Source organism: Vreelandella venusta (assembly GCF_044809155.1).
Taxonomy (GTDB): domain Bacteria; phylum Pseudomonadota; class Gammaproteobacteria; order Pseudomonadales; family Halomonadaceae; genus Vreelandella; species Vreelandella venusta_B.
On record NZ_CP085241.1, the window covers coordinates 2,256,614 to 2,269,705 of the forward strand.

General features: G+C 58.0%; 15 protein-coding genes. 5 read left to right on the forward strand and 10 right to left on the reverse strand.

The genetic code is table 11. The features are described from left to right. Positions 1-64 precede the first annotated feature (64 nt). The gene (gene ribD, locus LG301_RS10585) at positions 65-1,264 is read right to left on the reverse strand and encodes a bifunctional diaminohydroxyphosphoribosylaminopyrimidine deaminase/5-amino-6-(5-phosphoribosylamino)uracil reductase RibD (RefSeq protein WP_404471126.1); all 1,200 of its coding nucleotides are present in this window, start codon (positions 1,262-1,264) and stop codon (positions 65-67) included. Further along, complete coding sequence (gene nrdR / locus LG301_RS10590; RefSeq protein WP_404471127.1) at positions 1,264-1,764, reverse strand: transcriptional regulator NrdR; 501 nt, start codon at positions 1,762-1,764, stop codon at positions 1,264-1,266. Before nrdR ends, ribD begins: the two co-directional genes overlap by 1 nt. 169 nt (positions 1,765-1,933) lie before the next feature. Here nrdR and LG301_RS10595 point away from each other — a divergent pair, with 169 nt between their 5' ends. The 5 genes from LG301_RS10595 (at position 1,934) to hdhA (ending at position 6,887) form a co-directional block, all read left to right on the forward strand. Then, entirely contained in the window at positions 1,934-3,715 is a 1,782-nt protein-coding gene (locus LG301_RS10595) for a sugar phosphorylase (RefSeq protein ID WP_404471128.1), read from the forward strand. A 105-nt stretch (positions 3,716-3,820) separates the two neighbouring features. Further along, positions 3,821-4,636, forward strand: a complete 816-nt coding sequence (locus tag LG301_RS10600; RefSeq protein ID WP_404471129.1) for a prolipoprotein diacylglyceryl transferase family protein — start codon at positions 3,821-3,823, stop codon at positions 4,634-4,636. Between the two features lie 46 nt (positions 4,637-4,682). Further along, a complete protein-coding gene (dsbG, locus tag LG301_RS10605; protein ID WP_404471130.1) occupies positions 4,683-5,477 on the forward strand; it encodes a thiol:disulfide interchange protein DsbG in 795 nt (264 codons plus the stop codon). Between the two features lie 66 nt (positions 5,478-5,543). Then, on the forward strand, positions 5,544-5,990 hold the full coding sequence (locus LG301_RS10610; protein ID WP_404471131.1) for an META domain-containing protein: 447 nt from the start codon (positions 5,544-5,546) through the stop codon (positions 5,988-5,990). Positions 5,991-6,119: 129 nt separating this feature from the next. Further along, a complete protein-coding gene (hdhA, locus tag LG301_RS10615; RefSeq protein ID WP_404471132.1) occupies positions 6,120-6,887 on the forward strand; it encodes a 7-alpha-hydroxysteroid dehydrogenase in 768 nt (255 codons plus the stop codon). Between the two features lie 97 nt (positions 6,888-6,984). Here the strand turns inward: hdhA and LG301_RS10620 are convergent, their stop codons facing one another. The 8 genes from LG301_RS10620 to LG301_RS10655 form a co-directional block, all read right to left on the reverse strand. Further along, the gene (locus LG301_RS10620; RefSeq protein ID WP_404471133.1) at positions 6,985-8,040 is read right to left on the reverse strand and encodes a c-type cytochrome; all 1,056 of its coding nucleotides are present in this window, start codon (positions 8,038-8,040) and stop codon (positions 6,985-6,987) included. Beyond that, positions 8,037-8,717: a c-type cytochrome gene (locus tag LG301_RS10625; RefSeq protein ID WP_404471134.1), complete on the reverse strand. Its 681-nt coding sequence runs from the start codon at positions 8,715-8,717 to the stop codon at positions 8,037-8,039. Before LG301_RS10625 ends, LG301_RS10620 begins: the two co-directional genes overlap by 4 nt. A 96-nt stretch (positions 8,718-8,813) precedes the next feature. Continuing rightward, positions 8,814-10,130: an ATP-binding protein gene (locus LG301_RS10630; protein ID WP_404471135.1), complete on the reverse strand. Its 1,317-nt coding sequence runs from the start codon at positions 10,128-10,130 to the stop codon at positions 8,814-8,816. Beyond that, entirely contained in the window at positions 10,127-10,828 is a 702-nt protein-coding gene (locus tag LG301_RS10635; RefSeq protein ID WP_404471136.1) for a response regulator, read from the reverse strand. The genes LG301_RS10630 and LG301_RS10635 overlap by 4 nt, the downstream gene beginning before the upstream one ends. Positions 10,829-11,005: 177 nt before the next feature. Next, complete coding sequence (locus tag LG301_RS10640) at positions 11,006-11,434, reverse strand: DUF6691 family protein (protein WP_404471137.1); 429 nt, start codon at positions 11,432-11,434, stop codon at positions 11,006-11,008. Further along, complete coding sequence (locus LG301_RS10645; protein WP_404471138.1) at positions 11,431-11,892, reverse strand: YeeE/YedE family protein; 462 nt, start codon at positions 11,890-11,892, stop codon at positions 11,431-11,433. Before LG301_RS10645 ends, LG301_RS10640 begins: the two co-directional genes overlap by 4 nt. A gap of 54 nt (positions 11,893-11,946) precedes the next feature. Then, entirely contained in the window at positions 11,947-12,138 is a 192-nt protein-coding gene (locus LG301_RS10650) for a DUF2892 domain-containing protein (RefSeq protein WP_404471139.1), read from the reverse strand. A 30-nt stretch (positions 12,139-12,168) separates the two neighbouring features. Further along, on the reverse strand, positions 12,169-13,035 hold the full coding sequence (locus LG301_RS10655; protein ID WP_404471140.1) for an MBL fold metallo-hydrolase: 867 nt from the start codon (positions 13,033-13,035) through the stop codon (positions 12,169-12,171). Positions 13,036-13,092 lie beyond the last annotated feature (57 nt).

Here is a 13,092-nt window from a genome sequence, read left to right on the forward strand (position 1 = left end):
AAAATAAAGTGGTCGCATTGCATGCGATTTCGCGCGTCAGGGTACCTTGGTATCCCCTCTTGCGCTAGTCAGCCTCGGGTTTGGCTGCGTCAGACAGCGCCGCTAGGGGTTCGGCAATAATGTGCCAGTCACGCCCTACCGCGCGCATATCTTTGATGGTCAGCCGTTTCTGGTCTGCCATGCGCGTTAGCCCCGGCAGAGCAAATAGCGGTCTGGCTTCGCCCCCCAGTAGCGTAGGGGCGACAAACAGCTGCAGCTCATCAACCAAGTTAGCGTCTAACAGCGCGCCCGCCAGCGTGGCGCCGGTTTCCACCAGCAGCTCATTGACCTGCTCATTATCCGCCAGCCAGCCCAGCATGTCAGCTAACGCTATTCGCCCAGTTTGATCGGCAGGGAACACAACGACCTCAGCGCCCGCCGCTTCTAACTTGTGGCGTTTCTCTTCACTGTGCTGTTCGGTGGTAATCAACAGCGTGCGTCCCGGCTCGCGTAAACAGGCAGCCGCCAGCGGCAAACGTAGCCGGGAGTCTAAAATAACCCGCAGCGGCTGGCGTTTAACCACCTCATCAGCATTGGCTAGCGCCAGCTGGTCGGCCCGCAGGGTTAACCGTGAGTCGTCCATAATTAACGACTCTACGCCGCTTAAAATAGCGCTGGAGCGCGCCCGCAACCGCTGCACTTGGCTACGCGCTTCGGGGCCGGTAATCCACTGGGATTCACCTGACCCCATCGCCGTGCGCCCATCCAAGCTCATCGCCATTTTAAGCCGCACAAAGGGGCGGTTATGCTGCATACGTGAAATAAAACCAGGGTTTAGCGCGCGGGCATCCGCTTCTAGCAGGCCAACCTCAACCGTGACACCTGCTTCTTCCAGCTGGTGAATACCTTGCCCACTTACCTGCGGATTGGGGTCGACCATCGCGACCACCACGCGGGCAACCTTGGCCGCTGCCAAGGCGACCGCGCATGGCCCGGTACGCCCCGTGTGGGAACACGGCTCAAGGGTGACATACGCGGTTGCACCACGAGCTAACTCGCCCGCTGCTTGGAGGGCGTGTATTTCCGCATGGGGGCCGCCTGCGCTGATATGGAAGCCTTCACCGACCACTTGCCCTTCATCACTGCCATCATAGCGAACGATAACGCAGCCCACGCGGGGGTTGGGGTCGGTGGTATAAAGCCCTTGCTTGGCGAGCTGAAGCGCCCGCGCCATATACGTATGATCCGATAGGGAGAACTTCCCGTGACGAGACTCAATAGCCATTACGGGTTTCCGCCGTTGGGAGGGGACACCAGCGCTCGCGCTTGGTCAGGCTCTTGTGAAAGCCGGTCTATTTCAGCACGAAACTCGTCCAGGTCTTGAAACTTACGGTACACCGAGGCAAACCGAATATAGGCCACTTGATCGAGGTTGCTTAACGCCTGCATCACCGCCTCACCAATCTCGCGAGCGTTAACTTCACGATCTCCTCGCGCGCGCAGCGATTGACGAATACGCTCAACCGCCGCTTCGATGGCTTCCGCACTCACCGGGCGTTTCTCCAGCGCGCGCAGCATGCCTGCGCGTAATTTGGCTTCGTTAAAACTCTCCCGGGAGCCGTCAGACTTCACCACCCGAGGCATAATCAGCTCGGCGGTTTCATACGTCGTAAAGCGTTCATGGCAGCTGGCACACTGGCGACGCCGACGCACCTGGTCACCCTCTGCTACCAGCCGAGAATCAGACACTCGAGTATCATTAGCACCACAAAAAGGGCAATGCATGGCAGTCAACCTATTATTTATTACGGGCGTATTTATTACGTGCGTCAGTCCGTGCAGCTAACAGCACAAAAAAGCAGATTCTTTATTCAACGCGGCATTAACCTAGCATTGTAACGATTTGGCACACAAGCTGCAGCGTTTGTCGTAAGTTGTTTAGGAGAACGCCCGCATGCCCACTTTTGACCAAACCGTACACGCCTATTTAACGCACCTTTACGGCCCCCGGGCCGATGAAGTTCAGCGGCGCCTAGCCCAGCACCTGGCACATTTTCGGCTGCAGCTGCCTACCGCTCCAGCGTCGTTTTCTGGTGCCGCTGCTCCGTCTGGTGCTTCTAATGCACCAATGTGGAGCGAGCAAGACCAGTGGGTGATCAGTTACGGTGACTCCATTGTGGCAGACGATGCGCCTCCCCTTGCCGTCCTCGATGCGTTTCTCCAACGCTATCTGGGGGAGCGTATCAGCGGCGTGCATGTTCTCCCCTTCTTCCCCTGGAGCAGCGACGACGGCTTCTCAGTGATTCACTACCGGGAAGTAGAGCCGACACTAGGAGATTGGGCACATATCCGCGAACTCGCCAGCCACTATGACCTGATGGCGGATTTGGTGCTTAACCATGTCTCACGAGAATCGCTCTGGTTTGTGGACTACCTCGCCGGCAGCTTGCCTGGGCGCGACTACTTTATTGAGGTAGCTCCCGAGACCGACGTTTCTCAAGTCACGCGCCCGCGCAGCAGCCCTCTCTTAGTGCCAGTAGCGACGCGGCGAGGCACCCGTCACCTATGGGCAACCTTCTCCGAAGACCAGATCGACCTGAACTTTGAAAACCCTGATGTGCTGCTCGAATTTGTTGGCATTTTGCTGTTTTACCTCCAGCAAGGCATACGCATCATTCGCTTAGACGCCGTCGCATTTTTATGGAAACGCCTCGGCACCTCCTGCATCCATTTACCGGAAACCCATACGGTGGTGCGCCTTTTACGGGCCATCGTCGATGAGATGGCACCGGGTACGCTGCTGATTACCGAAACCAACGTGCCCCACGCGGAAAACATCAGTTACTTTGGCCTGGAGCGCCTACCCGCAGGCAAACCCGATGAAGCGCACATGGTGTATCAGTTCGCCCTACCGCCGCTGCTGCTACATACCCTAACCCGGGGAGAAGCCTCCACCCTGCAACGCTGGCTTGCCACCCTGCCAGTGCTGCCTGAGCAGTGTACGTATTTAAACTTTACCGCTAGCCACGATGGTATTGGCGTACGCCCGCTGGAAGGCCTGCTGCCCGACCACGAACGCGACGCTCTGCTAGAGTTGATGCACCGTTTCGGCGGCTTCGTGAGCATGCGCAGCAACCCCGACGGTAGCGACACCCCTTATGAAATTAATATTACCTGGTTTGAGGCCATGCGCGGCACGCGGCGGGGGCCAGACCCCTGGCAAATAGCCCGCTTTATCTGCAGCCAAGCGATTATGCTGAGCCTACAGGGGATTCCCGCGCTCTACCTGCATACGCTGACCGCCACGCTCAATGACCTAGAAGGGGTTGAACGCAGCGGACGGCTTCGCTCGATTAACCGGCGACGCTGGAAACGTGACGAGCTAGCGCTGCTGCTTGACACCCCCTCCACTCCCACTCATGAAGTGTTTAATGCGCTTAGCCACTTGCTTGAGCTGCGCCGCAGCGAACCCTGCTTCCACCCCCAAGCTGCCCAGCGCGTGCTGCCAAGCCCACCTGACGTATTGGCGATGGAACGCGGCCCGCTCAGCGATGGCCGTCGCCTGCTGGCACTCTTCAACGTGACCGACGCCCCGCTTGTACTGCACAGCGCAGGAGACGCCGTCAATCACGCGCTGCGCCAGCATGATTGGCAACCGCTCACGCCACAAAGCGGCTGGCAAGATGAACTTACGCTACCGCCTTATGCGGTGTATTGGCTGGTGGCGACGGGTTAACGCGAGCGTTGCGGCATTTCGCCTCAGGGCAGAAAAACATAATCGCCAAATAATCGAGCAGTGACACACTGTGGCATGGTTCATTAACAAGAATATGAGTTAATTATGCTGCAGCAAAGCATTGCGATCGGCCCGATGGGTTTTAGCCTTCACCAGCTCATCATCGGGTTAGCGTTTTTGCTCGCACTGCTCGCAGGAGCGCTGATAGGCCAGCGCCACCGGGTAAGTGTGAGCGATACCCTGTTTACCGTGCTGTTTGTCGCGCTTATTGCCGCGCGTGCCGTATTTGTGGTGCGCTACTGGGGCGAGTACGAAGGCGTGCTTGACCGCCTGGACATTCGCGACGGCGGCTTCGATATCGTCGGTGGTTTAGTGGCCGCGCTGGGCTATGCCGCCTGGGCGCTATGGCGCTCGCCTCGCCAGCGCATCCCGCTGGGCGGCGCGTTAATGGTGGGCGGCCTCACCTGGGGCCTAATTGTGGGAGGATCTCTCCTGATTGAGCAGCAGTCCCGCCCCTTACCCGATGTGGCGTTGACCACGCGGGACGGTACGCCCACTACACTGGCACAACTAGCCGAGCAACAGCAGCAGCCTATGGTGGTTAACCTTTGGGCCAGCTGGTGCCCGCCCTGTATTCGTGAAATGCCGGTGTTTGAAGATGCCCAGCAGGCGGAGCAGGACATTACGTTTGTTTTCGTCAATCAAGGGGAAAGCGCTCAGCAAATTGAAGCGTTTATGAGCCAGCACGCGTTTACGCTGGAAAACGTTTGGCAAGACCCCAACAATGCCCTGGGCCAAGCCACCGGTGCCCATGCCATGCCTACCACGCTTTATTACAATGCCCAAGGCCAGCTAGTGAACACTCACTTTGGTGAGCTTTCCCGCGCCACCCTCACGCAAGGGTTAGAGCGTTTAAGGTAACGGTTTTCAATGCCGCTAATGCTAAACATTTATTAAGGATACGGTTATGCAACGTTTTACGCTTTCTAGCCTAGCGCTTCCCACCCTGGGCCGCATGGCCATATTAGCGGGTATTGTCGCTGCCCCACTAAGCTATGCAGACGAGCTTCCCGCGCCGGTTCAGGCGCTGCGCGACCAAGGACTATCCATCCACGGCCAGTTCGAGGCGCCCGGCGGTTTAAGGGGCTATGGTGCCAGCGTGCAGGGTCAAGATATGGCTATCTACTTAACCCCCGATGGCGAGCACGCCATTGTGGGGACGTTAATGGATAGCGAAGGTAACGACCTTACCGAAGCCCAGCTCGACGAACACGTTCGCGTTCCTTTAGAAGCTGAAACATGGCAGCTGCTGGAAGAGAGCCACTGGATACAGGATGGCGATACCGCAGCACCGCGCATTATTTACACCTTCACTGACGCCAACTGCCCCTACTGCCACCAGCTGTGGGAGCAATCCCGCCCCTGGATAGATGCCGGCAAGGTGCAGCTGCGCCATATTATGGTCGGCATTTTAGCCCCTGACAGCCCAGCCCTCGCCGCCACGATGCTCGGCGCAGACAGCCCCAGCGCCGCGCTGAGTGCCCATAGCGAAGGGGAGCGCGTTAGTGCCAGCGCCCAGTCACGGGAGATTGAAGAGCAGGTCTATTCCAATAATCAGCTGTTTGAAGCGTTAGGCCTATACGCCACGCCAACCAGTGCTTTTCAGCGCGAAACAGAGAGCGGCAGCATACGCATTGATCGCGTTCAAGGCCTACCCAGCGAAGAACGCCTGATTGAGATGATGGGCAGCGAAGCCCCTTGAGGTTCGGGGAACCTTTAGCCTCGGCGGGGTCTTATTAAGCTTCTTGTAAGCAATGGAGTGTTCTTAATGAAACTGAAACATAAGCGTTCTCTTGCAGCCCTGCTGCTCGGTACCGTGGCGCTGACGGGCTGCGCGATGCAGGATGCGACGGTCAACAATGAGCCGCTGGAGAATACTTACTGGAAGCTGATAGCAGTGGGCGATCACACAGCGGTGACCACCGACCAAGCCCGCGAAGCCCACCTGGTGCTACATACTGAGGAGTCTCGCCTGGCAGGTTCTACCGGCTGCAACCGCCTGATGGGGCAGTACGAACGTGATGATGACCGGCTAAGCTTCGGTCAACTCGCCACCACCAGAATGGCCTGTTCCAGCGAAGCGATGACCCAGGAGCAGCATGTTCTCGATGCACTCAACGAGACTGCCCGCTGGCAGATAGAGGGCAAAACGTTGACACTAATCGACACAGAGAACGAGGCGCGTGCGCGTTTCGAGGCCGTACATCTGTACTAAGACCCGCTTAGCACCTTTACTAAGCCCGGCCTACCCAGCACCTCTGTATTTCTAACGGCGTTAACGTGGCACCAACCCTGTCATCGCGCGCGCAGTTTTACCGCTAGCATCATGGATAAGGAGCGTTACATGTACGATCCCCAGCAGTTTACGCTAACCGGCCACGTTGCCCTGGTCACGGGTGCTGGCGCCGGTATCGGCCGTGCCATTGCTGAAACGTTTGCCCGGGCTGGTGCGGCCGTGGTGGTCAGCGACCTGGATGCCGCATCGGCCAACGACGTTGCGGAAGGTATCGCGGCGGATGGCGGCAAGGCAACGAGCATGGCGTGCGATGTCACCCGCGAAGAGGCGCTGGTCGCTGCGGTCGCGAAAGCCGTCGACACCTTCGGCAAACTGACGCTGCTGGTCAGCAATGCGGGCGGTGGCGGCCCCAAGCCCTTCGATATGCCCATGAAGGACTTTCGCCGCGCCTATGACCTTAACGTGTTCTCCCTCTTCCGTCTGGCGCAGCTGGCCGCTCCCGAAATGGAAAAAGCGGGCGGCGGCGCCATACTCGCCATTACCTCAATGTCGGCGGAGAACAAGAACAAGCGCATGGCCGCCTATGGCTCCTCCAAGGCGGCCACTAGCCACCTGGTGCGTAACATCGCCTTCGATCTTGGGCCGCAGAATATCCGAGTAAACGGCATCGCCCCGGGCGCCACACGCACCGAGGCGCTGAAGTCAGTGCTAACTGACGAGATTGAGCAGCGCATGCTGGCCCACACCCCGCTAAAGCGGCTGGGTGAACCTGAGGATATGGCCAACGCGGCACTGTTTCTCTGCTCGCCGGCCGCCAGTTGGATTAGCGGCCAAATTCTGACCGTCTCCGGGGGCGGCGTTCAGGAGCTGGACTAGCCCAAACGCCGCTGCAAAAAAAGCGAGGCGACCCGTGGGCCGCCTCGCTTGATTATCTCTCTTCTCTTGTCGCTTATCTTCTCTGGATAGCATTAGTTTACTCGTCGGCAAGCTGCTCAAAACGCGGCACGCCCACGTTCCAAGGAATAACGTCGCCTTTCTCGCCAGTGTTGGCATGATCGCCAAGCACATGCCCGTCGTGCTCACGCGTCTGCCCGTACAGCGAACGGCGGTGGAACGTCGGCCCAAAGCGTTCTAGCGTGTCGGCCACATCGCCCGTGTAGCGCGGGTCTTGGGGCCGTTCTTGGCTGCTCATGTAGTACGCAATGTCCCATGCTTCTTGGGGGTCGAGTGACCGGGGCTGACCCAACGGCATATTGTTGTAAATAAAGCCTGCGGCGGTATCCACTCGCACGATCCCCGCCCCCCAGTTGTTCGACCCATCCCCCCAAGGAGCGGGGAAGACGTACTCACCGTTTTCATAGAGCCCCGAGCCATCTTCCTGGTGGCAAATTGAACACTGCTCCTGATAAGCCGCCTCACCTCGCGCGTAGTCGGGAGCTTGGGCAGGCTCCTCAGGCGCTGGAAAGCCGCGCCCATAAATAGGCTGGCTGGGATACATCGGCGCCCCGGTGGCCAGCCACTGGTGGTAAGCGCTCAGCGCCAGCATCTCATCGCTACCGTACTCCGGCGGCGTGCCGTTCATCGAGTACGCAAAGCAGCCGGCAATACGCTCTTCCAAGTTATTAACGTGCTGATTTTTTCCACGGAAATCTGGCAACGTAACCGCCGCCGGCCAAACCGGTGCGCTAAACGGCTGACGCCCTTCACCCAAGTGGCAGCTAGAGCAGTTCATGTCGTTATACACATTCTCCCCGCGTAGCTGCTGGGTATCGGTGAATAGCTCGTAGCCATAGCGAATGACTTTTTTTAGCTCAGGATGAATATCCGCCGCATCGAGGTCAGCCATGGTGGGTGGAACATGGACAAGCTCGCCTTCTTGAGGAGCCGGAAAGCCTAGCTCAACCAACCCTTGGTAAGGCGCTTCCTCTCCCTGGGCGGCATCGCTATCGGCAGAGGCGTTGATCACCAGCCCCGTGGCTAATGAGCCGCCAACGAGCGCTAACACGAGACGCTTTTTATGTAACATCATTGCGCTGCCTCCCCGGTTGAATTCACCGCTTGTTCACTCACCGTTTGCGTCGCGTACCATGCGGATACTGCCTGAATGTCGTCATCACTCATGCGCTTGGCAATCGCACCCATTAAGTTCTGCGGGTCGTTACTACGCTCGTCGTTTTTCCATGCCAGCAGTTGAGCGCTGATGTACCCCGCATGCTGGCTGGCAATACCTGGAAAATCGCTTCCCGCGCCTTGCCCACCTGGGCCATGGCAGCTTTTGCACGACACAATATACTCATCCCAGTCGCCACGCTCAGCCAGTTGCTGCCCGCGGGCTAGCTCAGCCTCGCTGGCATCTTGGCCCCCTTGGGCGGGGGTTACCGGCATTTGGCTGTAGTACGCCGCCACGTCGGCGATCTGCTCATCGCTGAGCATATTGGCAAACGGCATCATCGAGGCGTTTTGTCGGCGTCCCGCTTTAAAATCATGCAGCTGCTTGGCGATATAGCCCGCGTCTAAGCCCGCCAAACGCGGCCAGGACTCCCCACCAGGAATATTCATACCGGCACCATTTGCCTGGTGGCACGCGGTACAGGTTGCTGCGGCTGCTTGACCACGCTCTGCATTCCCCTCCTGGGCAAACGTTGCGCTGGCCGCTAGGCAAGCACTGATCAGCAAACTCGCCTTGCTCCACTGTTTTTTATTCATAACTCCCCCGATTGCTTGGTCGTTACTGCTTTTTCATTAACGCTCTTTCATTACCACGCCTTCATTAACGCGCTCGCCTGACGTTTTTCGCTGTTTTTAGGTGTTTGACGTCACCGTTGGCACCGTTAAGTGCGCGCTAAAACCGCCTTCTTTAATATTTTCGAAGGCCACACTGCCGCCAAAGCGCTCAGCAATGGCCTCCACAATGGCAAGCCCTAAGCCACTGCCCTGCTGCTTGCTAGCTCGCCAAAACCGCTGGGTGAGCTGCTTTAGTGTTGCCTCATCCACCCCCGGCCCCTGGTCATAAACGCTAAACGTCACTTGGCCATCCCCGCTGTTCACGGCTAACGCCACCGGCGCACCACGCGGGCCGTGATGCAGCGCGTTATCCAACAGGTTACGCAGCGCCGTGATGGCAAGCTCTCGGGGCATCGCTAGGCATACGGGGGGAAGTGTCTGCGGCGGCTGGCACTGGCCTGGTGCTGCTACGCAGTCGGCTATCGCATATTCAACAATGTCGGCCACCTGGCTCGGCTCGCCATCGTCAAAGCGCATTCGCCCTTCCACGCGCGCCAACGTCAGCAGCTGGTCCAGCGTATGCGCCAGCCGCACTACCCCTGCTTCAGCGTGACGCAGCGACGCTTCAGCCGCTTCCCCTTGGGCGCGCTGGGCAACTTGCAGGTGGGTTTTAATGGCGGTTAACGGGGTACGCAGCTCATGGGCGGCGTCATTGGTGAAGCGTTGCTCGCGCACCAGGGTGTACTGCACACGGGTGAGTAGCCCATTCAGCGTATCAATGAGGGGTTTGATCTCTTTGGGTACACCATAAGTGGAAACTGGCGCCAGCGCCTCAGGATGACGACTAGCCAGCGCCGCTCGCAGGCGCGCTAATGGCAGCAGCCCGCGCCACACCCCCACCCAGAGCGCAATAAAACTGCCTATCGAAGCAACAATAAAGGGCACCACCGCCACGCGGATAACATCACTGAGCAGCTTATCGCGCTCATCCATACGGTCGGCGGTGGTGATGACTAAATCACCACGCTCGTAGGTAAACACCCGCCAGGTGGTATCGCCCTCTTGGCGGTAGGTATGCCCCCTAGCGCCGGGTGAGAGAACCGCCTCAAGGTCGGCATGAGTGCGGGCAATGATACTGCCTTGCGGTGAGTGCACCTGACAGGCCAAGCCTTCAATCGGCGGAATCGAAAGTGCCGCTGTTGCACTCTGCGCCCACACCTCCTCCGGCAGTTGGAGGACTAACCCCGCGACCATACGCGCCGACTGGGCCAAACGCTGATCAAGGGTTTCTACAAACTTTTCTTCAAGGTCATTCAGTAACCAAGCCGCCGCCACGCCCCATAGCACCACCAGGGTTAAGCCTAGGGTCAGCAATAAGCGGGCACGTAAACTCATTGCTGCCCCTTATGGGGAGTGCCGGGTAGATGCACCGCCTCAGGTTTGCCAAGCCGATACCCCAGGCCACGCACCGTTTCAATCACACCGCTGCCGAGCTTGCGGCGAAGGTGATGGATATGCACATTTAGCGCATTGCTCTCTACGTCATCGTTTAAACCGTACAGGCTATCTTTTAACTGGTCTGCCGACAGCACGCTGCGTGGCGAGTGTAAAAACGCTTCCAGCAGCACCAGCTCACGCCGGGAAAGCGCCACTTTCTGCCCGGCAACGCTCACCTCGCGCGATGCCGGATCGAGGGTTAACGCCCCATGAACGGTCAATCCTTGGCTGCGCCCTGACACACGGCGCAGCAACGCGTGCAAGCGCGCCACTAATTCATCAAGATCAAACGGCTTTACCAGGTAGTCATCAGCGCCGCATTGAAGCCCATCCACCCGGTCACGCACGGCATCCCGAGCGGTTAGAATAAGAATCGGTAGGGTAACCCCTTGCTCTCGCCACGCGTGAACGAGCTGCATCCCGTCGCCATCGGGCAGCCCGCGATCCAGGATGACCACATCGCTCTCGACAGACTGCATAGCCTGGCGCGCGGCCTTCATCGAAGAGACGTGATCGACGACAAAATCGTACATCATCAAGCCCGAGCGAATACCCGAGGCCACCAACGGGTCATCTTCAATGAGTAGGACATGCATAGCGGTTTCCTTCTACAGTCAGGCCAGCATGGCAAACGCGCATTAACCCAGCGTTAAGCGCCGAGCCACATGCATGACCCGTATCAATAAAAACACCCCTACTGTGAAAGTAAGGGTGAAAACGTCATCCATCGGCTAATAGAGCGAATAGCAAAGTGACCTGCGTTAAACGCCAGGCTAAATGCGCTTCGCTATCATCCACCCCACCACCATGGTGACTAACATAGCGAGCAGTGGTAACGACAAACCACCCACCGAAGCAATCGCCGGGCCAGGGCAGTAGCCAGAAAGCCCCCAACCAATCCCAAAGAGCGCCGCACCGCCCAGCAGCTTGGCATCTAAATCCTGCTTACTAGGCAACTGGAAGGCGTTGCTGAACAGCGGAGTGCCACGGGCATACACCAGCCGGTAGCCGATAAAGGTGGTCACCACCGCGCCGCCTAGCACAAACATCAACGTGGGGTCCCAGGCGCCTGCAACATCCAGAAACCCTAATACCCGCGCAGGGTCGGTCATGCCCGATATGGCTAAACCAAGCCCGAACAGCAGCCCCGCCAGATAACCTGCCGCCGTTTTAACCGCATTTGCGCTAACAGTCCCGCTCATACGCCACCTCCCAAAATGTGGCGCACGATATAAACGGTCACAATAGCCGTCACAAGAAACAGCCCCGTCGCGGCGATGGAGCGCGGCGCCAAACGCGCTAAGCCGCAAACGCCGTGCCCGCTTGTGCAGCCGCTGCCAATGCCGGTGCCTAACCCGACTAACAGCCCGGCCAGCAGCATTAGCGGCACACCGCCGGCTGGCTCGCCAATCACCGCGCCGGGGGCACTCGCCACATTGCCAAGCCCGCCACCTAAGGCCATCACCACTAACGGGCCACTCACCAAGCCCGCCAGAAATGCCAGCCGCCAGGCGCTGTCGCCTTTCGGCGGCTGAGTAATTAACGTGCCAATGATGCCGCTAATGCCCGCAATGCGCCCAAGCGACCCCATCAGCCATACGGCAGAGAGGCCAATTAAAACGCCCCCCACTAACCCTTGCAGACTCGCTGTCCAGTCCACGGAGTACTCCCAAAAATGCTGTTGATGTAACGTGCCGACAGGCTAAAAGTCGTGTTAACGCTTGGTTTTACACGTCGAGATGCCCAGCAGCGGATAAAGCGGGCAAAAATTAAACAGCCCGGTTGCCAGAGGTACAACGCCAATCCAGCCCCAGGCGCCTACTGTACCGGTCAGCGCTAGCCCAATCAGTACGGCACCCAACACAATGCGCGCCACTTTATCGATACCGCCTACGTTAGCTTTCATTAATAGCTCCTTTCCTTCAGATAAAAACGCTTAAAAACGATTAATGGGGACTTTTAAATACACCTGCCCGTTATCTTCTGCAGGCGGCATTTCACCGGCCCGCATATTGACCTGCACCGACGGTATAATGAGCTTCGGCATGCCCAGCGTGGCATCACGTTCAGAGCGCATTTTGACAAATGCGTCTTCGCTAATGCCTTCATGCACATGCACGTTAGCGGCGCGCTGTTCTGCCACGCTGGTTTCGTGTTGGTAGGTATCGCGTCCTGGCGCTTTGTAGTCGTGGCATAAAAACAGCCGTGTCTGCTCCGGCAGGGCCAGCACTTTTTGAATCGAACGGTAAAGGGTGCGGGCATCGCCACCCGGGAAATCACACCGTGCGGTGCCGTAATCGGGCATAAACAGCGTATCGCCCACAAAAGCCGCATCGCCTATGACATACGTTAAGCAAGCGGGCGTGTGCCCTGGTGTGTGAAGTACATGGCCTTGCAAGCCGCCGATCGTAAAGGTATCCCCTTCATTAAACAGCGCATCGAACTGGCTGCCATCGCGGGCAAATTCCGTACCTGCATTAAACGCTTTGCCAAAGATCTCCTGAACCTCAACGATGTGCGCGCCAATACCGGTTTTACCGCCTAGCTGCTGGTGTAAATAGGGCGCTGCAGAGAGGTGATCGGCATGTACATGGGTTTCCAGAATCCACGCAACCGTTAAGCCGTGATCGCGGATAAAACCCATAATCTCATTGGCTGAACGCACGTCCGTCTGCCCAGCGGCATAATCAAAATCCAGCACAGAGTCGACAATCGCACAGGCAGCGCTATCGGGGTCTTGCACCACGTAGCTAAACGTATTGGTGGGCTCATCAAAAAAGGGGGTGACAATTGGGCGTTGCATACAGGGCCTCACGTCGGTGGTTTTTGATGCTGCTATACACCCACTATAGACCATATA

What these genes read in the sequence shown, in the direction of transcription:
- ribD (WP_404471126.1), bottom strand. Translation starts at nt 1,264, where the DNA reads ATGGCTATTGAGTCTCGTCACGGGAAGTTCTCCCTATCGGATCATACG.
- nrdR (WP_404471127.1), bottom strand. Translation starts at nt 1,764, where the DNA reads ATGCATTGCCCTTTTTGTGGTGCTAATGATACTCGAGTGTCTGATTCT.
- LG301_RS10595 (WP_404471128.1), top strand. Translation starts at nt 1,934, where the DNA reads ATGCCCACTTTTGACCAAACCGTACACGCCTATTTAACGCACCTTTAC.
- LG301_RS10600 (WP_404471129.1), top strand. Translation starts at nt 3,821, where the DNA reads ATGCTGCAGCAAAGCATTGCGATCGGCCCGATGGGTTTTAGCCTTCAC.
- dsbG (WP_404471130.1), top strand. Translation starts at nt 4,683, where the DNA reads ATGCAACGTTTTACGCTTTCTAGCCTAGCGCTTCCCACCCTGGGCCGC.
- LG301_RS10610 (WP_404471131.1), top strand. Translation starts at nt 5,544, where the DNA reads ATGAAACTGAAACATAAGCGTTCTCTTGCAGCCCTGCTGCTCGGTACC.
- hdhA (WP_404471132.1), top strand. Translation starts at nt 6,120, where the DNA reads ATGTACGATCCCCAGCAGTTTACGCTAACCGGCCACGTTGCCCTGGTC.
- LG301_RS10620 (WP_404471133.1), bottom strand. Translation starts at nt 8,040, where the DNA reads ATGATGTTACATAAAAAGCGTCTCGTGTTAGCGCTCGTTGGCGGCTCA.
- LG301_RS10625 (WP_404471134.1), bottom strand. Translation starts at nt 8,717, where the DNA reads ATGAATAAAAAACAGTGGAGCAAGGCGAGTTTGCTGATCAGTGCTTGC.
- LG301_RS10630 (WP_404471135.1), bottom strand. Translation starts at nt 10,130, where the DNA reads ATGAGTTTACGTGCCCGCTTATTGCTGACCCTAGGCTTAACCCTGGTG.
- LG301_RS10635 (WP_404471136.1), bottom strand. Translation starts at nt 10,828, where the DNA reads ATGCATGTCCTACTCATTGAAGATGACCCGTTGGTGGCCTCGGGTATT.
- LG301_RS10640 (WP_404471137.1), bottom strand. Translation starts at nt 11,434, where the DNA reads ATGAGCGGGACTGTTAGCGCAAATGCGGTTAAAACGGCGGCAGGTTAT.
- LG301_RS10650 (WP_404471139.1), bottom strand. Translation starts at nt 12,138, where the DNA reads ATGAAAGCTAACGTAGGCGGTATCGATAAAGTGGCGCGCATTGTGTTG.
- LG301_RS10655 (WP_404471140.1), bottom strand. Translation starts at nt 13,035, where the DNA reads ATGCAACGCCCAATTGTCACCCCCTTTTTTGATGAGCCCACCAATACG.